At 66.8% G+C, this 22106-nt stretch carries 22 protein-coding genes; 6 read left to right on the forward strand and 16 right to left on the reverse strand.

Annotated features, from left to right (window positions below; genetic code table 11):
• Positions 1 to 87: 87 nt before the first annotated feature.
• The 4 genes from FHT08_RS14755 (at position 88) to FHT08_RS14770 (ending at position 3022) form a co-directional block, all read left to right on the forward strand.
• Entirely contained in the window at positions 88 to 690 is a 603-nt protein-coding gene (locus FHT08_RS14755) for a 2'-5' RNA ligase family protein (protein ID WP_166775543.1), read from the forward strand.
• A gap of 35 nt (positions 691 to 725) precedes the next feature.
• Entirely contained in the window at positions 726 to 1334 is a 609-nt protein-coding gene (locus FHT08_RS14760; RefSeq protein ID WP_104538158.1) for a hypothetical protein, read from the forward strand.
• 62 nt (positions 1335 to 1396) lie between these two features.
• The gene (locus tag FHT08_RS14765) at positions 1397 to 1579 is read left to right on the forward strand and encodes an oxidoreductase-like domain-containing protein (RefSeq protein ID WP_166775544.1); all 183 of its coding nucleotides are present in this window, start codon (positions 1397 to 1399) and stop codon (positions 1577 to 1579) included.
• 69 nt (positions 1580 to 1648) lie between these two features.
• Positions 1649 to 3022: a virulence factor family protein gene (locus tag FHT08_RS14770; protein ID WP_166775545.1), complete on the forward strand. Its 1374-nt coding sequence runs from the start codon at positions 1649 to 1651 to the stop codon at positions 3020 to 3022.
• A gap of 960 nt (positions 3023 to 3982) precedes the next feature.
• On the opposite strand, the gene mprF is transcribed toward FHT08_RS14770, so the two are convergent.
• Entirely contained in the window at positions 3983 to 6547 is a 2565-nt protein-coding gene (gene mprF / locus FHT08_RS14775; protein WP_104538155.1) for a bifunctional lysylphosphatidylglycerol flippase/synthetase MprF, read from the reverse strand.
• Between the two features lie 261 nt (positions 6548 to 6808).
• Here mprF and FHT08_RS14780 point away from each other — a divergent pair, with 261 nt between their 5' ends.
• Positions 6809 to 7525, forward strand: coding sequence for a DUF998 domain-containing protein (locus tag FHT08_RS14780; protein ID WP_166775546.1), 717 nt, complete (start codon positions 6809 to 6811; stop codon positions 7523 to 7525).
• 1 nt (position 7526) lies between these two features.
• Positions 7527 to 7874, forward strand: a complete 348-nt coding sequence (locus tag FHT08_RS14785) for a RidA family protein (RefSeq protein ID WP_166775547.1) — start codon at positions 7527 to 7529, stop codon at positions 7872 to 7874.
• Between the two features lie 236 nt (positions 7875 to 8110).
• On the opposite strand, the gene FHT08_RS14790 is transcribed toward FHT08_RS14785, so the two are convergent.
• The 15 genes from FHT08_RS14790 to FHT08_RS14860 form a co-directional block, all read right to left on the reverse strand.
• On the reverse strand, positions 8111 to 9181 hold the full coding sequence (locus tag FHT08_RS14790) for a cyclopropane-fatty-acyl-phospholipid synthase family protein (RefSeq protein ID WP_104538152.1): 1071 nt from the start codon (positions 9179 to 9181) through the stop codon (positions 8111 to 8113).
• A 17-nt stretch (positions 9182 to 9198) separates the two neighbouring features.
• Positions 9199 to 9981, reverse strand: coding sequence for a DUF1295 domain-containing protein (locus FHT08_RS14795; protein ID WP_104538151.1), 783 nt, complete (start codon positions 9979 to 9981; stop codon positions 9199 to 9201).
• Positions 9978 to 10523 (reverse strand): DUF2878 domain-containing protein, encoded by a 546-nt coding sequence (locus FHT08_RS14800; RefSeq protein ID WP_166775548.1) that lies wholly within the window; start codon positions 10521 to 10523, stop codon positions 9978 to 9980. Before FHT08_RS14800 ends, FHT08_RS14795 begins: the two co-directional genes overlap by 4 nt.
• Positions 10520 to 11815, reverse strand: a complete 1296-nt coding sequence (locus FHT08_RS14805) for a cyclopropane-fatty-acyl-phospholipid synthase family protein (RefSeq protein ID WP_104538149.1) — start codon at positions 11813 to 11815, stop codon at positions 10520 to 10522. The genes FHT08_RS14800 and FHT08_RS14805 overlap by 4 nt, the downstream gene beginning before the upstream one ends.
• Entirely contained in the window at positions 11812 to 12717 is a 906-nt protein-coding gene (locus tag FHT08_RS14810; protein WP_166775891.1) for a DUF1365 domain-containing protein, read from the reverse strand. The genes FHT08_RS14805 and FHT08_RS14810 overlap by 4 nt, the downstream gene beginning before the upstream one ends.
• A complete protein-coding gene (locus tag FHT08_RS14815; protein WP_166775549.1) occupies positions 12717 to 13967 on the reverse strand; it encodes an FAD-dependent oxidoreductase in 1251 nt (416 codons plus the stop codon). Before FHT08_RS14815 ends, FHT08_RS14810 begins: the two co-directional genes overlap by 1 nt.
• Positions 13964 to 14962, reverse strand: a complete 999-nt coding sequence (locus FHT08_RS14820; protein WP_104538146.1) for a fatty acid desaturase — start codon at positions 14960 to 14962, stop codon at positions 13964 to 13966. Before FHT08_RS14820 ends, FHT08_RS14815 begins: the two co-directional genes overlap by 4 nt.
• A gap of 227 nt (positions 14963 to 15189) precedes the next feature.
• A complete protein-coding gene (locus tag FHT08_RS14825; protein ID WP_166775550.1) occupies positions 15190 to 16017 on the reverse strand; it encodes an anti-sigma factor in 828 nt (275 codons plus the stop codon).
• Positions 16014 to 16577 (reverse strand): sigma-70 family RNA polymerase sigma factor, encoded by a 564-nt coding sequence (locus FHT08_RS14830; protein ID WP_104538144.1) that lies wholly within the window; start codon positions 16575 to 16577, stop codon positions 16014 to 16016. The genes FHT08_RS14825 and FHT08_RS14830 overlap by 4 nt, the downstream gene beginning before the upstream one ends.
• A gap of 58 nt (positions 16578 to 16635) precedes the next feature.
• Positions 16636 to 17004: a DUF4345 family protein gene (locus tag FHT08_RS14835; RefSeq protein WP_104538143.1), complete on the reverse strand. Its 369-nt coding sequence runs from the start codon at positions 17002 to 17004 to the stop codon at positions 16636 to 16638.
• A gap of 85 nt (positions 17005 to 17089) precedes the next feature.
• Entirely contained in the window at positions 17090 to 17878 is a 789-nt protein-coding gene (locus tag FHT08_RS14840) for a hypothetical protein (RefSeq protein WP_166775551.1), read from the reverse strand.
• Positions 17879 to 18072: 194 nt separating this feature from the next.
• The gene (gene rnfB / locus FHT08_RS14845; RefSeq protein WP_104538141.1) at positions 18073 to 18504 is read right to left on the reverse strand and encodes an Rnf electron transport complex subunit RnfB; all 432 of its coding nucleotides are present in this window, start codon (positions 18502 to 18504) and stop codon (positions 18073 to 18075) included.
• 1 nt (position 18505) lies between these two features.
• Positions 18506 to 19096, reverse strand: a complete 591-nt coding sequence (locus FHT08_RS14850; protein WP_104538140.1) for an HAD family hydrolase — start codon at positions 19094 to 19096, stop codon at positions 18506 to 18508.
• A 201-nt stretch (positions 19097 to 19297) separates the two neighbouring features.
• Positions 19298 to 21385 (reverse strand): methionine--tRNA ligase, encoded by a 2088-nt coding sequence (gene metG, locus FHT08_RS14855; RefSeq protein WP_104538139.1) that lies wholly within the window; start codon positions 21383 to 21385, stop codon positions 19298 to 19300.
• Positions 21386 to 21620: 235 nt separating this feature from the next.
• The gene (locus FHT08_RS14860) at positions 21621 to 22070 is read right to left on the reverse strand and encodes a DUF2147 domain-containing protein (protein ID WP_104538138.1); all 450 of its coding nucleotides are present in this window, start codon (positions 22068 to 22070) and stop codon (positions 21621 to 21623) included.
• Positions 22071 to 22106 lie beyond the last annotated feature (36 nt).

A 22106-nucleotide genomic window follows, 5' to 3' on the forward strand; every position in this document is an offset into this window, starting at 1 on the left:
TGACTGCGTGTCACGCACGCGCCCGGTCTGCTAGTATCCGCCGCCCTTCTTCCGGCAGGGCCGCGTACGCGGTCGCGGCATCAGCCCATGAAACAGCAGTTCCTGTACCTGTCTTCTGCCGAAGCACAGTTGTCGCTGGGCCTTGGTGAGGAGAAGACCACCGAGCGCCTGTTCTTTGCGGTCATGGCAGATGCGACCACCGCCCAACACGCTTCGGCGATCGCCGATGGGCTGCTGCACAGTGGTCATGTTGACGGCAAGCCGCTGGCGCGCGAACGCTTGCATGTGACCTTGCATCATCTGGGCGATTACGCAGGCGGCTTGCCGCCATCGTTGGTGAGCCGCGCCAGCCAGGCAGCCGAGCGCGTGGTGCTGGATGCGTTCGAGGTGGAATTCGATCGGGTTGGCACCTTCGGTGGACGGCGCTCGCAGCTGCCATGCGTGTTGCGTGGCGAAGACAAGGTGCGCGGGTTGTACGAATTGCAGGGCGCGCTGGGCCGGCAACTGGCGCATGCGGGCATTGCCGGCGATGCGCAGTACACGCCGCACATGACGCTGCTGTATTGCAACCAGTCGTTGCCGCAACGGCGCTGCGATGCGCTGGCCTGGACGGTACGCGAGTTCGCGCTGGTGCGCAGCTTTCTGGGTCAGTCGCGCTACCGGATCGAGGGGCAGTGGGCGCTGCGATGATGTGCTGACAGATGCGTACGCGGTAGCCTGCGCGCATGGACGCCCTCACCACACCGCTGCCATTGCAGCCCCAGCACCTGGCCGCGCTCGAACAGGCCTATGCCACGCCGCCGCGCGCCTATCATCACTTCGGCCATGTGCGTGCGCTGCTGCACCATTACGCCGAGGTCGACGCCGGGCCGGGCTGGCAGCAGCCGGTCGAGGTCTGGCTGGCGGTGCTGTTTCACGATGCGGTGTATCGGCCCGGGCGTAGCGACAACGAAGCGGAATCCGCCAAGTGGGCGGCGGACTGCATCCCGCGCTGGTGGCCGCAGGCGTCGGTGGATCTGCAGCGCGTACAGCGCCTGATTCTGCTGACCGCACGCCACGGACAGCTGCAACCAGCGGACGTGGATGCCGACGCGGCGTTGTTCCTGGATTGCGACATGGCGATCCTGGCCGCACCGGCAGCGGTGTTCGATGCCTATGACGAGGGCATTGCCGCCGAGTACCGTGGGCATGTCCCCAGCCTGCTGTTCCGGCTCAACCGCAGGCGGTTTCTGGCCGGCCTGCTCGAGCGTCCACGCATCTTCCTGAGCGACCACTTCCATGCGTGCTACGACGCTGCGGCACGGGCCAATCTGCGCCGGCGACTGGGGCGCTGACCTGGCACGCTGCGCGCTGTGGTTCATCCAGGCGCTGCCATGGCGCACGCTACAATGCGCGCATGCACGACCGCGCAGCTTCCGATCACGATCCACGCCCGCAGCCGCCTGAGGCGCCTGCTCCCAACGAGTGCTGCGAAAGCGGTTGCCCGTTGTGCGTGCACGATCTGTACGCGGGGGAGCTGGCGCGCTACCGGCAGGCGTTGGCCGCCTGGGAAGCGCGTCAGCGAGCACATGCGCGATAAGCGAAGCGCCGCGCTTCGCGCAGCCGCCTGGACCGATTATCTTTGAACCACTTTTCCCGATGGTGCGACATGCGACGACTTGAGATGTGGAGCGCGCTCTGCGGTGTGGTGGTGTTGACGCTATCGAGCATGGCCACTGCGCAGACCACGCAACCGGTGAGCCACGGCCGCTTCGAGCAGGTGCCGGTGCTGATGCCCAAGGGCGAGCCGCAGCGTGTGGTGATCTGGCTGACCGGCACCGGCAACAACGTCAAGCGCCAGACCCAGGCGGAAGGCCTGCGTGCCGAGGGTGCGCTGGTGGCGATGGTGGATACCGCGCATCTGTATGCGGTGCTGCGCAAGGCCGGCGGTACCTGCACGTTCTCGGTCGGCGATGTGGAGAATTTCTCGCGCTATGTGCAGGCCTTCTACCATATCCCCACCTACCGCCTGCCGCTGCTGGTCGGCGACGGCGAAGGGGCCGCCCTGGCCTATGCGATCGCGGCGCAAGCCAAGCCGCATGTGCTGGCCGGCGTGCTGACCGATGGGCTGTGCCCGGCGACGGTGTCCGACCAGGCGATCTGCCAGCCGGGCGTGCGTCCGGGCAGCAACACGCTGCTGCCGGTGCCGTTGCAGATTCCCTGGGTGCTTGCCGGCAGCCAGGACAAGCGTTGCCCGGCCGCGGCCGAGGACGGCTTCCTCAAGCAGGTGCCGCAGGCGCGCACGTTCACGCGTTCGGCGCAGGGCGACATCCTGCCGGGCCTGCGCGCGGCGGCACGCTCGCTGGGCGAGCAGAAGGGCGTGGCGCTGCCGCCACCGCCGGGCGGGCTGGAAGATCTGCCGGTGGTGGAACTGCCGGCCAAGCCCGATGGCGACAGCGACGACGACACCTTCGTGATCTTCGTCTCCGGCGACGGTGGCTGGGCAGGCCTGGACGAAGAGGTGGCCGATGCCCTGGCCGCGCAAGGCATCCCGGTGGTCGGCCTGGATTCGCTGCGTTACTTCTGGACCGAGCGCACACCGCAGGGCTTTGCCACCGATCTGGATCGCATCGCACGTTTCTATGCGCAGCGCTGGCAACGTCAGCGGGTGGTGCTGATCGGCTTCTCGCAGGGCGCGGATGTGTTGCCTGCCGCGATCAACAAGCTGCCGGCGCAGACCAAGCAGAACCTGCGCATGACCGCGCTGTTGTCGGTGGGCAAGCTGGCCGATTACGAATTCCACGTCAGCAACTGGCTGGGCTCGGACGACGAAGGCCTGCCGATCGCGCCGGAAGTGCAGCGGCTGCCCGCCGGCACCACCGTGTGCATCTACGGCCAGGACGACCAGGACGCGCTCTGCCCAAGCCTGCCGGCACAGGCGGCCAAGCGGGTCGCGCTGCCGGGTGATCACCACTTCAAGGGCGATTACGCGACCCTGTCCAAGGTGATCATGGAGCAGCTGCACGCGCTGTCGAAGCCGTAAGCAAGCGCGGCATGTCGCCGTTCGGTTCGGCCCCCAGCAGCCCGGCAGGCCCGCGGCATTTCTTTCCGCAACCGACAATAACCGGTGGTGCTTGCGCGCGTACCGGCGTGGGACCTTGAGCGGCATGGATGCCGCGCCAGAGCCTACATGGACGTACTTGCGGCGTGTCCCGTGCCGGTATGCGTGCAAGCGCCCGCAGGAGACCTAAGCACTCGCATGGAAACTCTAGATGTCGTGCAGAAGATTGATCGGTGTGCGGAGTCGATCGGCAGCGCGGCGCCGCATCCGGCGTCGGGACACGCCGTGAATCCATCCGTGGAGGCTCGGTGGCGGCATCCATGCCGCCACACGGTCCCGCCCCCGGACGCGGCACCACGCTCCCAAGATTGCTACTGCTGATCGGCAAGCAATGCTTCAAGCAGGTGTTGATGCCTGCGGACCTCGTGGCCGATGTAATCGGTAAGTCATCCATCTGCTGTCACGCCGCCAGGAATGGATGCCCGGAAGAACGTGCAGCTCATCTCGCTGTTCGCATTTCTTTCCGCAACCGACAACAACCGGTGGTGCTTGCGCGGGTGCCGGCGTGGGACCTTGAGCGGCATGGATGCCGCGCCAGAGCCTACACGGACGTACTTGCGGCGTGTCCCACACCGGTACGCGTGCAAGCGCCCTCAGTAGACCGAAGCATTCGCATGGAACCGGCAGAGGTCTTGCACAAGATTGCCAGGTGTGCGGAGTCGGTCGGCAGCGCGGCGCCGCATCCAGTGGAGGGACACGCCGTAAATCCATTCCCGGAGGCTCGGTGGCGGCATCCATGCCGCCACACGGTCCCGCCCCCGGACGCGGCACCACGCTCCCAAGATTGCTAGCGCTGATCGGCAAGCAATGCCTTCAGGGACGCGTGCAAGCGCCCGCAACAGAGCGAAGCATTCGCATAAAAACCGTAGCTCCGGTGTGGCCTTACTCCTGCCGGCCCGGCTCCACCGAGATCAATCGGGTGACATCCAGCAGCGCCGCCGGCAGATGCATGCCGCCGGGCGCGACCAGATAGCGCGGGCGCCAGGTCGGGGCGAATTTCGACTTGAAGCGGCGCAGGCCGCTGAAGCCATAGAAGCGTTCGCCATGACGTGCGACCAGGCTGGCGAAGCGGTTCCAGCGGCCGGCCAGGCGATGCTCGGCCAGGCCCGACAGTGGCGCCATGCCCAGCGAGAAGCGCGTATAACCGTTGGCTTGCCCCCACAGGAACAGCTCGATGAACAGGAAATCCATCGTGCCCTTGGGTGCCTGCGCGCTGTGCCGCATCAGGTCCACCGACAGCTCGCCGCCGGCCGGCGCCCACCACACATTGGCGAAGGCCACGATTTCGCCTTCCGCCTCGGCCACTGCCACCGGGAAGCGGCGCAGATAGTCCGCATCGAAGCTGCCCAGCGAGAAGCCTTTTTCTTCGCCGGACTTTTCTTCCAGCCATTGTTCGGACACGTCGGACAGACGCGGCAGTACCGCATCCACCTGTTCGGGCTGCAGCATGCGGAAGGTCAGGCCGCCGCGCTTGCCGCGGTTCCAGGCCTGGCGCAGATCGGCGCGGTCGCGGCCCTCGAGGGTGAAGCCTTCCAGCGGCACGATCGCCTCTTCGCCCAGTTTGACCAGGGTCAGGCCCATATCGAGGTAGGTCTGCCAGTATTTTTCGCCGACCTGGTAGAACACCGGGCGCAGGCCCATATGGTCGGCCTCTTCGCGGAAGCGCCAGATCAGTGCGCGTGCGACCTCCGGCGGGCCGACCGGGTCGCCCATCGAGATCAGCGAGCCGCCGTAACGCTGCATCATCACAAACCCGCGGCCCTGCTCATCGAGCAGGAAGGCCTTGTCGCCGGTCAGCGCCAGGCAGGCCTGGGTGTCAGTACTAATGGCCAGGATCGGCGCCAGCGTCTGCAGGGTCTGCGCATCGGCGGACGGCATCGGGCGGCGGCCGCCACGCAGCAGGCGCGCCATGCCGAACACGATCACGCCCACGCACAGGATCAGCGCCGCGCGCAGCGCACGCGGGGCATTGGCCGAGGTGGCGAATTCCCACCACAGGTCGTTGCTGTATTCGACGTGGCTGTAGACGAAGAACAGCAGCCAGAACGTGGCCACCAGCACCAGGCCGAGGTTGCTCAGCCAGCGCCATGACCAGGCTTCGTCCAGCAGCGCGCCCTGGCGGTAGAACTCGCGGCGTGCCGCCCACAGCGCCACTGCGGCCAGCGCCGCCGACAACGACACCGAGATATGGCTGCCGCGCAACAGCGACAGCGGCGGCAGCAGGATGCACACGCCCAGCGCCAGCACCCAGGCCGCATGGCTGCGACGTTGCAGGCCCTGGCCGATCAGCAGCAGCACCATGCCGCCCAGGCTGACCAGCAGATGCGAGGTTTCGATCAGTGGCAGCGGCGCCACTTCCTGGCGCGCGCGCGGAGTGGGCAAGGTGCCGTCGATGACCAGCGCCGCACCCACCGCAAACACCGCCAGCGCCAGGATCTGCGGCAACCACGGGCGCAAGGCCTTCCATACCGTGCGTGCGGTGCTGGCGCTGGCGCGCACCGGTGCGCCCAGGCCGGAGGCTGCCGCCATCGCCACCGAGATCAGCAGCGGCACGATGTAGTAGGTGACCCGGTAGGCCAGCGCGGCGGCCAGCACCGCGGCGGGGGTGACATGCGGCAGCAGCTTGAGCAGGCTCCACTCGAACACGCCCAGTCCGGCCGGTACGGTGGAGATCAAGCCGGCGACCACCGCCACCAACCAGATCCCGATAAAACCGAAGTAGCCGGTGCCCGGGGCCGGCGGCAGCAGCACGTAGAACGCGGCGGCCGCCAGGCCCAGCTCGACCACGCTGAGTGCGGTCACGCCCAGCACCGTGGTGCGGTCGGGCAGCCAGAAGCGATGACTGCGGATCCCGAATTCGCGGCCCTGTCTGCCGACCAGTCCCAGCATCACGACGTAGCCGACCAGCAAGGCGATGCCGGCGATGCGGATGCCTTGCGCGGTGATCGGCAACGCACGCGCAGCCGCTTCCGGTTCCAGCAGCAGCGCCAAGCCAAGCAGCACCCAGGCGCCGAAGATGAAGCCCAGCGTGCTCATCAGCACCACCTGGCCGATCTCGGCCAGGGTCAGCCCGACGCTGCCATAGCCGCGCAGGCGGACCGCGCCGCCGGTGAGTGCGGCAAACCCCAGCGTCTGTCCCACCGCGTGCGCCATGAAGGCGGTGATGCCCACGCGCGCCGGATGCAGCCGCTTGCCGGTGCGCTTGAGCCCGACCCAGTCGAAGCCCACCAGGCAGGCGTAGCTGCTCAAGCCCAGCAACAAGGTGAGTGCGATCTGGCCGACCCCCAAGGCACGGAAGGCCTGGCGGATCTGCCGATAGCCATGGTCGGTGAACTGCGCCGACAGCGCGTGCAGCGCCATCGCCAGGATCGCCAGGCTGACGATCACCGGCAAGGCGCGGCGCCACCCGCTGGTCGGCGCTTGGGAAGACACGGAAGTATCCGTCATGAGGGAAACGGGATCTGCTGGAGGGGAAGAGGGGCGCATGCACGGGATGTGCCGCGCGGGTGGTTGGTCTGCATGGGCCGGTCGGTGTCAAGGTACATGCAGGGTGATCGCGTGGGTGCCGAATGAGGTGAACGCAGGGTTCGGTCGCGCCGACAGGTGTCGGCGCAGGACGGCCGCGCGCATCATAGGGCATCGCTGCGCCCACGTGCCGCAGCAGACCGACATGGACACCATGACCGTTGCAACAGAGGCAGACTGTTGATGGATGATCGATACTGCAATGGCAACGCGATGCCAGCCGGGACGTCGTGCCCGCCACGCCGGGCCGGGCAGGCCGGCGCAGTGGCCGCCTGCACGGGCCTGGCCTTCATCGCCTTGATTCTGCTGCTGCAATGGCTGCGCGGTGATCTGGACTGGATCGACGCACAATTGAGCGCATATCTGCACGGGGCCTACGGCCTGCTGTTGCGCACGGCCTATTGCGTGTTGGCTGCCGCGATGGCGTGGATGGCGCTGGGCCTGCAGACGGCACTTGCACCGCCCGCGCGCAGCCGCACCGTGGTGGCGCTGTTCCTGGCGGCGGCGGTGGGCCTGAGCATGGTGTCGATCGGCGATAGCTGGATGCCGGAGCTGGCGCCCGACGCGGCCATGCTGGTGCATTTGCTCTCGGCCGACATGACGTTTCTGTGCGTGATTGCGGCGGTGTTGCTGCAGTCCTGGTACTTCCGCCGCGACCGGATGTGGCAAGGCCACTTCGCCACTGCGTTCGGCCTGGGCCTGAGCGCGTTTGCGGTATTGCTGTTCCACGTCACGGTCACCCGCGCGCCGCTGGGCGTCAGCCAGAAGAGCGCCATCGTGTTGATCGTGGCCTGGATGGTGCGGGTGGGGGCGTGGTTGGCGCAGCACGTGCGCGCCGGGGCTGCACGTTTGCCGCATTCGCGGGACAATGCCCCGGTCAACCAACCGGAGGAAGTCTGAAATGGTGCAGCGATTCGATGCGGGTCCGCGGATGTCGGAAATGACCGTCCATGGCGGCGTGTGCTACCTGGCCGGCCAGATTGCCGAAGACACCAGCCAAGACATCACCGGGCAGACCCGCCAGGTGCTGGGCGAAATCGACAAGCTGCTCGCGCAGGCCGCCAGCGACAAGACCAAGATCCTGCGCGCGGAAATCTTCCTGGCCGACATCGCCGATTTCGACGGCATGAACAAGGCCTGGGACGAATGGGTGCCGCACGGCTTCACCCCCGCGCGCGCCACGGTCGAAGCCAAATTGGCGCGGCCGGAGTGGAAGGTGGAAATCGTGATCACCGCTGCGGCGAGCTGATCGCAGGGCGGCGCGCGGAGCGCGGCTCGATCGCGCGCCGACGCCGTGTCATCTGCGCGCATGCGCTCGGACATGCATCGCGGCGTTGTCTGAAAGACAGTGGCGAAAGCTGATCGCGGGTCGGCTTGGCAGGATCGCCAGCGCGCTCGTCGGCGCACCCCATGAGTGGAACGCCGACATATCGGGCTCCACTCGTGTGGGCCGCCTTGTCGTTTCGACGCGCGCGCGTGCCGCAATCAGCGTTTGACGAAGCGGTAATGCGCCACGCCCCATTCGCGACCCTGGTCGTAACCGAACAGCTCGGCGCAGGCCAGCCAGAACATCCGCCAGCGCTGCCACCAGCGCTGCGCATCGTCGCCATAGGTCTGCCGCAATAGCGGCATGATCTGCTCGCGGTGGCGGTCTTGATTTTCCAGCCAGGCGTTGGCGGTTTTTTCGTAATGCTCGCCAGACAGCACCCAGCGCTGTTCGATGACCACGTCCTGCTGAAAATGCAGCAGGGTGTCGGCCGCCGGCATCAGCCCACCGGTGAAGAAATGCCGTCCCATCCAGTTGTCTTCGCCTGCCACTTCGAACGGGTAGGCCAGGTCGCGGTGACAGAAGATGTGCACGAACAGCTTGCCGCCCGGCGCCAGCCAACTGCCGACACGCGCCAGCAGCTCGCGGTAATTACGCATGTGCTCGAACATCTCCACCGACACCACGCGGTCGAAGTTGCCCGGCGGCAGCGCCAGCGCGTTGACGTCGGCGGTGATGACCTGCACGTTGTTCAATCCGCGCACCCGGCACTGCTCCAGGATGTGCGCGCGCTGCGGACGCGAGTTGGACACCGCGGTGATGGCGGCGCCGGGATAGCGCTCGGCCATCCACAGGGTCAATGAGCCCCAGCCGCAGCCCAGCTCGAGAATACGTTGGCCGTCGGCCAGTTCGGCGCGCTCACCGTACAGCGCCAGCATGCGTTCTTCGGCCGCATCCAGATCCGGCGTGGTGGCGTCCCAGTAGCAGCTGCTGTACTTGAGCCGGCCGCCCAGGCACAGGGTGAAAAACTGCGGCGGCAGTTCGTAGTGCTGGCGATTGGCGGCATCGGTTTCGATCGCGATGGCGCTGGCACGCAGGCTGTCGATGAAGGTGCGTTGGCGTTCGCCGCTGGCGTCGGCACCGCCGGTGCGCTCATCGCGCAGGCGCTGCGCGCACAGCCGGCGGATGCCGTAACGCAGTGCGGCGTCGGGCAGCACGCCGGATTCGGCCAGCCGGGTGGCGAAGGATTCTTCGGGCAGCGAGGAGGGCGGAACGGTAACGGTGGACATACGACTCTCCAGGCGACTCAGGACGAAGGGGGAAGTGGAAAAAACGCACTGGTGCTGCGCTGATACTGCGCATAGTCCTCACCACGCGAGCGCAGTGCCTGCTGCTCGGTGTAGGGAATGCCGGTGAAGCGATACAGGAATACGAACATCACCACCGGCCCCAGCGCAGCCAGGGCAAGCGGCCACGGCCCGGCACCGACGGCCAGCGCCAGATAGGCGAACCAGTGCACGAACTCGAAGAAGTAGTTGGGATGGCGCGAGTACCGCCACAACCCGCTGCGGCAGGTGACGCCGCGGTTGGCCGGGTTGGCCTTGTGCGCAGACAGTTGCCTATCGGCCAGGGCTTCGCCACCGACCGCGATCAACCACACCGCAATCGCCAGCGTGCTCCACACGCTCCAGTCCGGAGTCGGGTTGCTGGCAGCGGCCAGAAACGGCACACAAAACAGCACCACGACCACCGCCTGCGCCAGGAAGAAGCCCAGGAATTTGCGTTGGTCGCCGTTCCAGTGCTCGCGCAGGGCGCGATAACGGCCATCTTCGTGCGGGTCGCCGAACACGCGCACGCCCAGATGCAACGCCAGGCGCGCGCCCCAGACACCGCCGAGCACGCCCACCAGCACACGCGGCAGCAACGCGCCATCGGACATCCACGCGCAATACGGCGCCGCCACCGCCAGACACGCGGCCCACAGCACATCGACCGGGCCGGCATTGCCGCTGCGGCGTTGCCACAGCCAGCCGATCACCATCACCACGCTCGCAAACACGCCCACATGTAGCAGCGGCCAGGCATTCATTGCAGTTCTCCCCTCAGGTGTGCAGGCGATGGTCGTGCCAGGCGGCGTGCATACAGCGACAACATGCCGCAGGCCACGCCCCAACCGATGCCGACCGCAACCACGGCATGTAGCTGCGGTGGCTGGAATTGCACCGCCTGCCAGCTGCGTTGCGCCAACCAGTACGAAAACGGCCCGAAGATCGTGCCCAGCAGCACCGCCAGCCACGGGCGCCGCATCACCGGCGCCAGCGAATGATTGAGCGTGAGCGCAAAGCCCAGCCACAGCGCCAGGATCCAGGCCGGCGCCAGCAAGGTGCCCGGCCACGGCGCGGCATAACGCACCCAGCCTGCGGCGGCCAGCGTGGTGTCCAGCAGCAAGCCCAGCGACAGCGCGGCGACCAGCAATTGCAGGTCGCCAGGCGCACGCCGCGACGGCCATAGCTGATACAGCGCGAACAGTGCCAGCACCAGCAGGGCGGGCCAGATGCGCGCCTGCGCAGCGGCGCTGACGGCCACCAGCCATAGCACCTGCAGGCCCAGATAGTTGCCGAGCTGCTTCATGCGTCAACGGGAAGGCCGGGCACGAACTGCGGCGGGCGTGCACCCGGCTTGCTCAGCCATAGATGCACATCGCCGATCGAGCGCTCCAGGAAGCCGGCTTCGCAATAGGCCAGATAGAACTCCCACATGCGGATGAAGCGTTCGTCGTAGCCGAGCGCGCGGACCTGCGCCAGCTGCGCCATGAAGCGCTGCCGCCAGGCACGCAGCGTCAACGCATAGCTTGGCCCGATGTCTTCCAGGTTGAACAGGCGCAGGTCGCTGGCGCGTGCGATCGCGCCGGTCATCGCCGCCACCGACGGAATGAAGCTGCCGGGGAAGATATGCCGCTTGATGAAGTCCACCGAGCGCAGCGCCTGCGCATAGCGATGGTCTTCGATGGTGATGGCCTGGATCAGCGCCTCGCCATCGTCGGCCAGCAGGCTGCCGACCTTGGCGAAATAGGTGTCCAGATACTGGTGGCCGATCGCCTCGATCATCTCGATCGACACCACCCGGTCGTAGCGGCCGTCCAGATCGCGATAGTCGCGCAACACCACGGTGACCCGGTCGCTCAGGCCGGCCGCGGCGACGCGTTGGGTCGCCAGTTCGAACTGCTCGCGCGAAATGGTGGTGGTGGTGACGCGGCAGCCGTGCTCGCGTGCGGCGTGCAGCGCGAAGCCGCCCCAGCCGGTGCCGATTTCCACCACGTGGTGCTGCGGGCCAAGCCGCAGTTTCTGGCAGATGCGTTCGAGCTTGCGCGTGGCTGCGCGCTCCAGTGCGGCCTCGCCCTGGGCTTCTTCGCCCTGGACGAAGATCGCCGAGGAATACATCAGGTTCTCGTCGAGAAACAGGCGGAACAACGGGTTGCCCAGATCGTAGTGCGCGGCGATGTTGCGCCGGCTGCCGCTGCGGGTATTGCGTGCGAATGCATGCAGGCTGCGCATCGCCCAGCCGCCCAGGCGCGCGGAGCCGGTTTCCATCGCATCCAGGCGCTCGCGATTGCGCAGCAGCAGGCGCATCAACGCGACCAGATCGTCGCATTGCCACTGCCCGTCCATGTACGACTCGCCGGCACCGACGCTGCCGTTGAGTGCGGCCTGGCGATAGAAGCCGGGGTCGATGACGCGCAACTGCATCTGCAGCGCATCCGCACCATTGGCGCTGCCGAGGGTGGTGACACCGTCGGCTTCGTGCAGTTGCAACTGTCCATCGCGCAGTTCGCCCAGCGTGGCCAGCAGGCGCTTGCGCAGCAGGCGGTCCGTCCAGGAAGCGGCGCGCGGCGCAGCGGTGTCGGGCAGGGACGTGGCGTTCATCGGGGTTCTCGCACAGGCGGATGAGGATGATCGTGGACCGGGTTGCCGCGCAACCAAAGGCGCAGGGCCTGCCAGTGGATGGCCAGCACCACCTGCACGGTCATCAAGGGGTAGGCCAGCAGCGTGCGCGCCAGCGTGCGCGCGTTGAGCGGCTGGCGTTGCAGGACCAAGGTGGCATCGAAGCGGCACGCGCCGCAATTGCCGTGCGCGCCATCAGCCTCAGGATTGCCAGCCGGCGCGTCGCCGCCAGGTGCATCCAGCACCTCCATGTGCACGCGCAACTGCGCGTCCGGCACGCTGAAACGCCAGTCGTACCGGTGTTGCATGCCCAAGAAGGGCGACACATGGAAGCACTTGTCGAAGCGCCAGGCATGCACGTGGCGATGCGTGCGCGCCTGCGCGACCGGCAGCACATAGGCATGGCGCTGCCGCCAGGGCGTATTGGTGATTTCCGCAACGATCCAGCGCAGGCCACCGTGGCGATCGAAGCAATAGTAGAAGCTGACCGGATTGAACACATGGCCGAAGTAGCGCAGATGCGTAAGCAGGCGGATCGCGCCATCGGGGCGCTCGCCGGTGTGGGTCTGCACGCAATCGCGCACGGCCTGGTCCAGTGGGATATCCGGGTCGCCGAGGTAGTCGCTGCGCCGGAACTGCGCCAGATTGGCGCGCCCCACCGACCACAGCCAGCGTTGCGCAAACACCCGGTCCAGCTCGGACAGATCCAGATACATCAGGAACAGCCGGTAGCGAAATGCCAGCGGCTTGGGCGCAAACCGACGGTGCCGCACCCAGCCGGTGTAGATCGCGCTATGCACCGCGTCCGCCACGCTGCCGCTATCGCTGTCTTTGTCCGGAGGCAGCGGTACCGCATCGGGGCTGGCTTCGCGCAGCAGCTGCATCACCAGTCCACTCCCAAGCCACGGGCCACTTCCACGCCGCTGCGCAGGCCATCCTCATGGAAGCCGAAGCCCCAAGCCGCGCCGGCAAACCAGGTGCGCTGTATGCCCTGGATGTCGGCCTTGCGCATCTGCGCGGCGAGAGCGGCCGCGTTTTGTACCGGATGGCGGTAGCGCATGCGCCGCAGCACCTTGTCCGGGGCGATGTCGTGGTCGCGATTGAGGCTGACGATGAACGGCTGCGGCGCATCGATCGACTGCAGGGCGTTCATCCAGTAACTCACCGTGCACGGCGCCTGCGGGTCAGCCGGCACATGCGCATTCCAAGCAGCCCAGGCGCGGCGATCGCGTGGCAGCACGCTGGCGTCGGTGTGCAGGACGGTGTCGTTGTCCTGGTAAGTGATGCCGCCCAGAACCTGCTGCTCGGCCGCTGTGGCGTCGCTGAGCAAGGCCAGTGCATCGTCGGCATGGCAGGCCAGTACCACGTTGTCGAAGTGCTCCTCGCCACGCAGGGAACTGAGCAGCACGCCGTGGGGCAAGCGCCGGATCGCATGCACCGGCGTGGACAGGCGTTCGAGCACCTGCCAGCGTCGACGCAGCGCGCGCACGTAGCTGTTGGACCCGCCACGCACTACCTGCCACTGTGGACGCCCGCTGAGTTGCAGCATGTGGTGATTGGCCATGAAGCCGATCAGCTGGCCCATTGGAAATTCAAGGATGCGCTGCGAGGGCGATGACCACAACGCCGAAGCCATCGGCACCAGGTGCTGATCGCGAAACGCCGCCGAATACCCATGCCGCTGCAGATACGCACCCAGCGTGCTGAAGCGCTCCTCGGTGTGCAGCACCGCAGGTGCGTGCCGATAGAAGCGGCGCAGGTCGGCGAGCATGCCCCAGAAGCGCGGGCTGAGCAGATTGCTGCGCTGGCAGAACAGTCCCCCCAGGCTGCCGGCGTTGTATTCGAGCCCACTGCGCGCATCGTGCACCGAGAAGCTCATGGTGGTTGGCTGTGCGGCCACGTCCAGCTCGGCGAACATGCGCGTGAGCAGCGGATAGTGCTGCGGGTTGAACACGATGAAACCGCTGTCCACCGCATAGCGTTGGCCGTCCAGCTGGATGTCGTGCGTATGCGTATGCCCGCCAAGATAATCGGCGGCCTCAAACAAGGTGACCTCGTAGCGGCGCGACAACAGCCATGCTGCGCCCAGGCCGGCGATCCCGCTGCCGACCACGGCAATCCTGCCCTCGCTCATCGGCTCACCCGCTCGGCACGTTGCGTGAGCGATTTCGGCATCGGCTTGAGATCCCACACCAATCCCACCCACGACATCGCGGTGAGTCCGTACCAGGTGAGGTCGTACTCCCACCAGCGCAGTCCCTGACGCGCGGAGCCGGGAAAGAAATGATGGTTGTTGTGCCAACCTTCGCCGAAGGTGAGCAATGCTAGCAGCCAGTTGTTGCGGCTGTCGTCGCGCGTCTCAAAGCGCCGGCTGCCGAAGCGGTGTGCCAGCGAATTGATGGTGAAGGTGGCATGGAACAAGGCCACGGTGGAGATCACAAAGCCCCACACCAGCAGCTGCGCACCGTCGGTCTTCAACGCGGGCGCGGCGACCGCCAGCCAGTCGCCGAGCAGATACAACCCCGTTGCCAGCAGCACCGGCATCACGATGTCGAAGCGGTCCAGAAAGCGCAGCTCGGCAAAGCGACGCAGGTCGGGGATGACCTCCCAATCGGTGCGGAAGTTGCGCGGGGTCAGGAACCAGCCAGTGTGGCTCCACCAGAAGCCGTGCTGCGCCGGCGAATGCGGGTCGCGGCCGGTGTCGGTATGGCGATGATGGTTGCGATGATGCGCGGCCCACCACAGCGGCCCGCGTTGCACACAGGTGGCACCGATGGCCGCGAACACGAACTGCAGCACGCGCGAGGTCTTGAAGGCACGGTGCGAGAAGTAGCGGTGATAGAACCCGGTCAGCGCGAACATGCGCAGCGCGTACAAGGCCACCGCCATGCCGACTGCGAACCAGGACGCACCGACCCACAACACCGCCAGGCAAGCCAGATGCAGTGCGATGAAAGGCAGGGCACGCAGCCAGTCGATACGGTCTGCGCGTGCTTCGTCCAGCGGCTCGTCGGTTTGCGAATCCACCCAACGACGCAGACTGCCGGTGCGTGCTGCGAGCCACCCACGCCGACGGGTGTTGGCAGGCTGTGGCGGCGCGGCATGTGGGTCAAAGCCAGTACTCGGCACGCATGGTTCTCCGTGTGTAGTCGTGACCCTTTACGAACGCAGCCGGCAAACAGATGCACCAGCCCGTTTGATCGTCGCATGCGTGCGCGCACTTGGCGTGCCGGTGCGAACGAATCGCGCAACTGCGCACACATTCAACGGTGCAAGCCAGGGTTGACGCGGATGAGGCTGTCGCCCGAAAGCCGCCGCCTGCGACGTGGTCGCAGGCGGCGTCAGGGCGTGCCGGGTCAGGGCGCCATTGCCAGTGTGCTGATGCCGCCCTTGGCCACCACGGTGCCAGTGGCAATGCCGTCCGGTGCGCCGCCTGGCGGCTCCAGCGTGACGGCCAGAATGGCCTCGTTGCTGAGCATGGGCATCAGCTGATCGGGAATCTGCGCGCGGCGTGCACGCTGGTCGTCGAAGGTACCCATCGAATGCGCCTTGCCGTCCGGCGTGATCAGCCACAACTCGGGCACCTTGTCGGCGGTGGCAGTGCGGTCCAGCGGCGTCACCGTGATGGTGTGCTTGTCGGCATCCATCAAGGCGACGTAGCCGGGGCGGCCGTCTTCGGTGGCCAGCGTGGAGGTCATCGCGATGCCGGTCGCTGGCGCGGTGGTCGCAGGCGGCGTGACCGGTGTCTGCACCACCGGACCGGTGCCCGGCGGCGGCTGCACCGGTGCCGGCGGCGTGCGCAGGTTCAACAGCGCCAGCACGCACACTGCAGCAGTGGCCAGGCCACCGGCGCTTGCCCAGCGCCAGAACCGCACGCTGTTCCACACCGCTGTCTTTGGTGGACTTGCCGACGGCGCGGAGGTTACCGCGTGCAACGGTGCATCGAAGCCCAGCGTCTGGCGGATGCGTGCCCAGACCTGGCCGGGCGGCGTCACTGCGGCGATCTCGTCCAGCAACGGCGCAAGATGGTCCTGCCACTGCGTCACTGCCTGGGCGAACTGGCCGTCGGTGGCGACGCGTTGTTCGGCAGCCAGACGCTGGTCGTTGCTGAGCAGGCCCAGCACGTATTCGCCGGCCAGCACGTCGCGCGGCGGTTCCTGGTCGATGGGAAAGGGCGTGCTCATCGTTCCAGACATGCCTTGAGTTTGGCCAGGCCGCGGCGGATCCAGCTTTTGACCGTGCCGATCGGTGTGTCGGTGCGCGCGGCGAGTTCTTCGTAGGTGATGCCGTCGAAAAACGCGGTGCGGATCAATTCGCTGCGCGGCGGCTCCAGCTCGGCCAGGCAATGGTCGATGCGGCGGCGCGTGCTGGCGCGCTCGGTGCGCTCCAGCGGCGAGGCATCGCTGGCGCGCAATTCGCCGGCATCGTCCAGCGCCACATTGCGGCGTTGCGGTGCATTGGCGCGCAGATGGTCGATGGCCTTGTTGCGCGCGATCATCGCCAACCAGGTGAGCCCGCGTGCACGGGTGGGATCGAACTGCCCGGCCTTGTGCCAGATCAGTGTGAACACGTCCTGCAGCACCTCTTCGGCTTCGGCACGTTGCGGGATCATGCGCAGGCAAACGCCGAACAGTTTGGGTGAGGTCTGCCGGTACAGCGCCTCGAAAGCATGCCGGTCGCCGCCCGCGGTGGCGGTCAGCAGTCGTCCGGCTTCATCGTCGTCGTGGCCAGGGATGGCACTCATGCGGTCGGGCGTTTTTTGAGGTGAGGGCGATGCTACCGGACTGTGCTGATGCTGTCCTTCACTTCCGCTGATACCACAGTAGCACTGCCGCGAGCAGCAACAGGATCTCGACCCCTGCCAATGCCACCGTGGGTGCGGAGACCGGCCACAGGCGCGCCAGCGAGACGCTGCGGAACAGCACGATCGGCACGTAGAACGCGAGTGCGACCAGCAGGCCGGTGCGCGGTTGATCGATCCATGCGAAGTAGCCGAACAGGAACGCCATGCCCAGCTGCAGGCCGCCGTAGATGACCAGGTATTCCGATTGCCCGGCCGGCGAGAGCTGGGTGTAACCCACGGCATTGGCGGTCTTGGCCGGCGAGAGCGTGCACCAGATCGCCAGGACGACGTAGAGCACTGCGTTGATCCAGAGGTAGGCCTTGGCCATGGCGATGGTCCTGTAGGGGAAAGGGATGACCGGGCCGTTGTACGCAACCGCGTGTGGTCGAACGTGAAGATGTCAGGTGTCTGGGTCACGGGGCGCTGCAACTCCTGGCCAGCGGCTGCTCGCGCGCCTGGCGCAGCTCATCGGCGCCGACGGCACGCGCAGCGGTGTCCGGAAAAACGATGCGAACATGCGGATAGCGGCCGTGGTCGTCGCGCAGATTGCCCACGCCACGGAATTGCAGCAGACGCTTGTCGGCGATGGCATAACGCACTTCGAGCGAGGGCACCGCCGCGCCGTACCAGGCATCCAGGCTCAAGCGAAACCGGCGCTCGCCGCCGCTATCGCCGATGCGCTCGACACGGAACGCCAGCTGGCGTTGCAGGCTGGGCAGCACGAACTCCACGCGTTGCGGCGCGCTGGCGAGCGCCTCCCAGTTGTTGCGCAGGTAGGCATCGAAGCCGGCATCGATCACGCGCGGGCCGTCGTCGGCCGGCAGTGGCGTGCGCTGCTCGGCCTTGCCGGGCTCCTGCTGGAACATCTCGCGCACGCCGTTGCGTTGCCGCACGCCCTGGCGATAGCCATCGCGGCCGTCGATCAGGCTGAAGTCGGGCGAGCTGCCGCCGCCATCGATCAGCTTGCGCGCAAACGGGCGCCCGTCCGGGCAGCGATACAGCACCACGCGTCCGCCATCGTCGAGCAGCCAGTGCGCCTCGCGATAGCGCAGCGCGCCGCTGTCGCCATCGAAGGCATCGCCATCCACACGGGTGACCGCAGCCGCACTCAGCGGCAGGCCGCCCAGCACCAGCAGCAACAACGGCGGAATCGGCCGGCAGACGGTGGCGAGCGCGGCAAGGGCGGCGGCGAGTGGGCGCATCGGCGGATTCCTCGATGGAGTGCCTACCAATACGAGCGCATCCGCAGCACGGATGCGCCGGACGCGTCAGGACGTTCCCGACAAACAGGGCGTCATTCGCGGCCGATGCCATTGGTCATGGATGGCGTCGCGGTGCGATGCGCGCAACCCTGGCCGGCGCTGGGTCGGATGCTGCATGCCGACTCGCCAGCGTTTCAGCCGCCTGGATGCAGCGCGATGCAGTCCACCGGGCAGGCCGGCAGGCACAGCTCGCAACCGGTGCACAGCGCGGCGATCACCGTATGCATGTGCTTGGCGCCGCCGACGATGGCGTCCACCGGGCAGGCCTGGATGCATTTGGTGCAGCCGATGCAGTCGGCCTCCACGATCCAGGCCACCTGCGGCGGCGTGTGGCTGCCACGGCTGCGGTCGTACGGGCGTGCAGGACGCTGCAGCACGTGCGCCAACGCGCGTGCCCCGGCGTCGCCGCCGGGCGGGCAGTGATCGACGTCGGCCAGGCCCTTGGCCATGGCTTGCGCATACGGGCGACAGCCGTCGTAACCGCACTGGCCGCACTGGGTCTGCGGCAGCAGGCGGTCGAGGCGTTCGACCAGATCGGGCGATGAGGCAGGCGTCGCGATGTGCATGTCAGTGCAGCAGGTTGCCGCGATACCAGCGCTGCTGCGCCAGCGCCAGCATCGGCTTGTCCTCGCGGCTATCGCCGTAGGCATGCACGCATTCGTAGTGCGACAGGTCGTAGCGCAGGCGGATCTGTGCGGCCTTGTGCGGACCGCAATCGCCATCCGCATAGCGCCCGCTCAGCACGCCGGCGTGGTGTTCCAACTTGTTGCAGATCAACGACAGGTCATGCTGGGCGCACCACGGCTGCAGATACAGGTCCAGCGAGCCGGACACCAGCACCACTTCATGCCCCTGCGCCTGGTGCCAGTCGATGCGTTGCATCATCTCTGCACGCAGTACGCCTGGCAGTGCGCTGCGTGCGTAGTCCGTGCCATGCGCAATCATCTCGTCCAGCGCACGGCCGCAAAACACCATGCGCGTCACGCGCGCACGCAGCGCGGCGGCCGATACCAGGCCCAGCCGATAGCCCAGCACCCAGGGACCGACCTGCCACTTTGCCGACGCCAGCTGCGCGGGCGTGGCTACCTTGCGCAGGAAGCGCGCATAGCTATCGCAGGTGGTGATGGTGTGGTCGAAGTCGAACAGGGCCAGGTGCATGGGAGCGGGGATTGGGGAGCCGCGAGGGGGATTGGGGATTGGGGATTGGTTAGAAGCGGTCGTCTGGCGCTTGCCTTCTCCCGTCGGGAGAAGGTGCCCGCAGGGGCGGATGAGGTGACGGGCCAGGCACTCGTGTCAGGTCTCCCTCAACAACCAGCTGTAGCTTCCACGATTCCCGATTCCCGATTCCCGATTCCCGATTCACCGCACCGGCATCCCCGGCTGCGCACCACCATCGGCGTCCAGCAGGGCCAGCGCGCCGCCGTCGAAGCCGGCAGATAGGATCATGCCTTCGCTGATGCCGAAGCGCATCTTGCGTGGGGCCAGGTTGGCGATGAACACCACGCTGCGGCCGACCAGCGTTTCCGGCTCGCCATAGCTGGCGCGGATGCCCGAGAAGATCTGGCGCTTGCCCAGTTCGCCGGCATCCAGTTCGAAGCGCAGCAGCTTGTCCGAGCCTTCCACGAATTCGCATGCCAGCACCTTGCCGATGCGCAGGTCGAGCTTGGCGAAGTCGTCGATGCCGATGAGGCTGGCAGTGGCGGTTGGGGATTGAGGATTGGCAACGGCCGCCGGTTTCGTCTCGGCCTTGGACGGGGCGGGCTTGGCGGTAGCGACAGCGGGTGCCGCGGGTGCGGTCATGGTGTCTTTTGAAGCGTCGGTCATGGCGTCGATCAGTTTGGGGTCGATACGGGTGAACAGGGCGGTGTAGGGCTGGATCACGTGCGCGGTCAGCGGGCGGGCGACGTCGTCCCAGCTGGTCATCGGTGCCGACAGGAAGGCTTCGGCCTCGGCACAGGTGCGCGGCAGGATCGGCTTGAGTGCGGCCACCAGGATCCGGAACAGGTTCAGGCCCTGCGTGCACACCGATTGCAGTTGCGCATCGGCACCGTCCTGCTTGGCGATCACCCACGGCTTGGTGTCGTCGATGTACTTGTTGGCCTCGTCGGCCAGCGCCATGGTCTGGCGGATCGCGCTGGCCGCATCGTTGCGCTCGTAGGCCTCGCGGATCGGCGCCAGCGCGGCGACGAAGCGGTCGTACTGCGCCGGGTCGGGCAGGGCGTCGGCCAGCTTGCCGTCGAAGCGCTTGCCGATGAAGCCGGCGCAGCGGCTGGCCAGGTTGACGAACTTGCCGACCAGATCGGCGTTCACCCGCGCGATGAAATCGCCCAGATTCAGGTCCAGATCGTCCACGCCGCCGGAGGATTTGGCCGCGAAGTAGTAGCGCAGCGCCTCCGGTTCCAGGCCCACGTCCAGGAAGGTCCGCGCCATCACGAAGGTGCCGCGCGACTTGGACATCTTGGCGCCGTCCACGGTGAGGTAGCCGTTGACGTGCAGCCGGGTCGGCGCGCGATGGCCGGTGCCGTGCAGTACCGCCGGCCAGAACAGGCCGTGGAAATTGACGATGTCCTTGCCGATGAAGTGATGCAGTTCGGTCTGCGTGCCGGCGGCCAGATGCGCTTGGAAATCCTCGCCCATCTGCGCGCACAGCGTCTTGAAGCTGCACAGGTAGCCGATCGGCGCGTCCAGCCACACGTAGAAATACTTCCCCGGCTGGCCGGGAATCTGGAAGCCGAAATACGGCGCATCGCGCGAGATGTCCCAGGCGCGCAGGCCGCCTTCGGTGTCCAGCCATTCCCTCAGCTTGGCCTTGACGCCGGGCAGTGCCACATCGCCGGCCAGCCACTGCCGCAGGAAGCCGTCGAAATGGCCCACTTCGAAGAAAAAATGCTCCGAGTCGCGCAGCTCCGGCGTGGCGCCGGAGATCACCGACTTGGGGTCTTTCAGCTCGGTCGGCGCGTAGGTGGCGCCGCAGACCTCGCAGTTGTCGCCGTACTGGTCGGCGCTGCCGCAATTGGGGCAGACGCCCTTGATGTAGCGATCCGGCAGGAACATGCCCTTGGCCGGGTCGTAGAACTGCGCCACCGAGCGACGGCTGATGTGACCGGCGGCCTCCAGCCTGGTGTAGAAGGCCTCGGTAAGTTCGCGATTGACCGGTGAATTGGTCGAATCGTAATGATCGAAGGTCACCCCGAACGCGGCGAAATCGCGCTCATGGCTTGCCTGGATGTTGGCGATGAAGGCTTCCGGGGTCACCCCGGCCTTTTCGGCGGCGAGCATGATCGGCGTGCCGTGGGTGTCGTCGGCGCAGACGAACCAGGTCTTGTCGCCGCGCAGCCGGCGCGCGCGCACCCAGATATCGGCCTGGATATAGCCGACCAGATGGCCAAGATGCAGCGGCCCGTTGGCGTAGGGCAGGGCGGTGGTGACGAGTGCGGTGCGGGTCATGGCAGGCGTAATGCGGGGGACAGCCGATTATCGCATTAGTCGGGAGCCGGGATTGGGGCTGGGAATGGGGGATCGGGATTGGGGAATCGGTCAAAGCAGGGTCATGCTGCCGTGTTGTCGAGGCGCGCAGGTGTTTTGGCCGCGCATGTAGCGTCAGGATGGACACACGCAAAAAAGGCGCCCTCACGGGCGCCTGCTCTTACCGATTCCCCAATCCCGATTCCTGATTCGTGACCTATTCGCGAATCCAGGTCTGAGTACGGCCCAACGCTTCGATGCCGACATAGCCGCGCATCTGCAGCTTCTTGCCGCCGTCGGTCAGGGTGATCTTGGCCTTGTAGGTCTTGCCCTTGGCCGGGTCGAGCACCGAGCCGCCGCTCCACACCGCGGTGCCGTCGGGCTTGAGGCCCCACAGGATGGTCATGCCCTTGATCGGCTTGCCCTTGAGCGGGCCATCGCACTTGTCGCAGGTCGGGTTGGGCCCATGGTTGGACTGCAGGATGTCGACCACCTTGCCGCTCAGCGTGCCGTTGCCGAGCTGTTCGATCTGCACCACCGACTTGGGCTTGCCGGTTTCGTCGTCGATGGTCTTCCAGCGGCCCACCGGGGAATCGGCGGCCTGGGCCAGCAGCGAAGCGGCGGCCAGCGGCAGGGCCAGCATCAGGGTCTTGAAGGTCTTGCGCATGTGTCCCCTCCCAGGGATTGCTGTGGCCGCCGTCGA

The sequence above is a fragment of the Xanthomonas sp. CFBP 8151 genome, assembly GCF_011761885.1.
GTDB lineage: Bacteria > Pseudomonadota > Gammaproteobacteria > Xanthomonadales > Xanthomonadaceae > Xanthomonas > Xanthomonas arboricola_B.

Bases quoted from the DNA above. Each gene is read 5' to 3' on its own strand.
- FHT08_RS14755 (WP_166775543.1), top strand. From the start codon at position 88: ATGAAACAGCAGTTCCTGTACCTGTCTTCTGCCGAAGCACAGTTGTCG.
- FHT08_RS14760 (WP_104538158.1), top strand. From the start codon at position 726: ATGGACGCCCTCACCACACCGCTGCCATTGCAGCCCCAGCACCTGGCC.
- FHT08_RS14765 (WP_166775544.1), top strand. From the start codon at position 1,397: ATGCACGACCGCGCAGCTTCCGATCACGATCCACGCCCGCAGCCGCCT.
- FHT08_RS14770 (WP_166775545.1), top strand. From the start codon at position 1,649: ATGCGACGACTTGAGATGTGGAGCGCGCTCTGCGGTGTGGTGGTGTTG.
- mprF (WP_104538155.1), bottom strand. From the start codon at position 6,547: ATGACGGATACTTCCGTGTCTTCCCAAGCGCCGACCAGCGGGTGGCGC.
- FHT08_RS14780 (WP_166775546.1), top strand. From the start codon at position 6,809: ATGGATGATCGATACTGCAATGGCAACGCGATGCCAGCCGGGACGTCG.
- FHT08_RS14785 (WP_166775547.1), top strand. From the start codon at position 7,527: ATGGTGCAGCGATTCGATGCGGGTCCGCGGATGTCGGAAATGACCGTC.
- FHT08_RS14790 (WP_104538152.1), bottom strand. From the start codon at position 9,181: ATGTCCACCGTTACCGTTCCGCCCTCCTCGCTGCCCGAAGAATCCTTC.
- FHT08_RS14795 (WP_104538151.1), bottom strand. From the start codon at position 9,981: ATGAATGCCTGGCCGCTGCTACATGTGGGCGTGTTTGCGAGCGTGGTG.
- FHT08_RS14800 (WP_166775548.1), bottom strand. From the start codon at position 10,523: ATGAAGCAGCTCGGCAACTATCTGGGCCTGCAGGTGCTATGGCTGGTG.
- FHT08_RS14805 (WP_104538149.1), bottom strand. From the start codon at position 11,815: ATGAACGCCACGTCCCTGCCCGACACCGCTGCGCCGCGCGCCGCTTCC.
- FHT08_RS14810 (WP_166775891.1), bottom strand. From the start codon at position 12,717: ATGCAGCTGCTGCGCGAAGCCAGCCCCGATGCGGTACCGCTGCCTCCG.
- FHT08_RS14815 (WP_166775549.1), bottom strand. From the start codon at position 13,967: ATGAGCGAGGGCAGGATTGCCGTGGTCGGCAGCGGGATCGCCGGCCTG.
- FHT08_RS14825 (WP_166775550.1), bottom strand. From the start codon at position 16,017: ATGAGCACGCCCTTTCCCATCGACCAGGAACCGCCGCGCGACGTGCTG.
- FHT08_RS14830 (WP_104538144.1), bottom strand. From the start codon at position 16,577: ATGAGTGCCATCCCTGGCCACGACGACGATGAAGCCGGACGACTGCTG.
- FHT08_RS14835 (WP_104538143.1), bottom strand. From the start codon at position 17,004: ATGGCCAAGGCCTACCTCTGGATCAACGCAGTGCTCTACGTCGTCCTG.
- FHT08_RS14840 (WP_166775551.1), bottom strand. From the start codon at position 17,878: ATGCGCCCACTCGCCGCCGCCCTTGCCGCGCTCGCCACCGTCTGCCGG.
- rnfB (WP_104538141.1), bottom strand. From the start codon at position 18,504: ATGCACATCGCGACGCCTGCCTCATCGCCCGATCTGGTCGAACGCCTC.
- FHT08_RS14850 (WP_104538140.1), bottom strand. From the start codon at position 19,096: ATGCACCTGGCCCTGTTCGACTTCGACCACACCATCACCACCTGCGAT.
- metG (WP_104538139.1), bottom strand. From the start codon at position 21,385: ATGACCCGCACCGCACTCGTCACCACCGCCCTGCCCTACGCCAACGGG.
- FHT08_RS14860 (WP_104538138.1), bottom strand. From the start codon at position 22,070: ATGCGCAAGACCTTCAAGACCCTGATGCTGGCCCTGCCGCTGGCCGCC.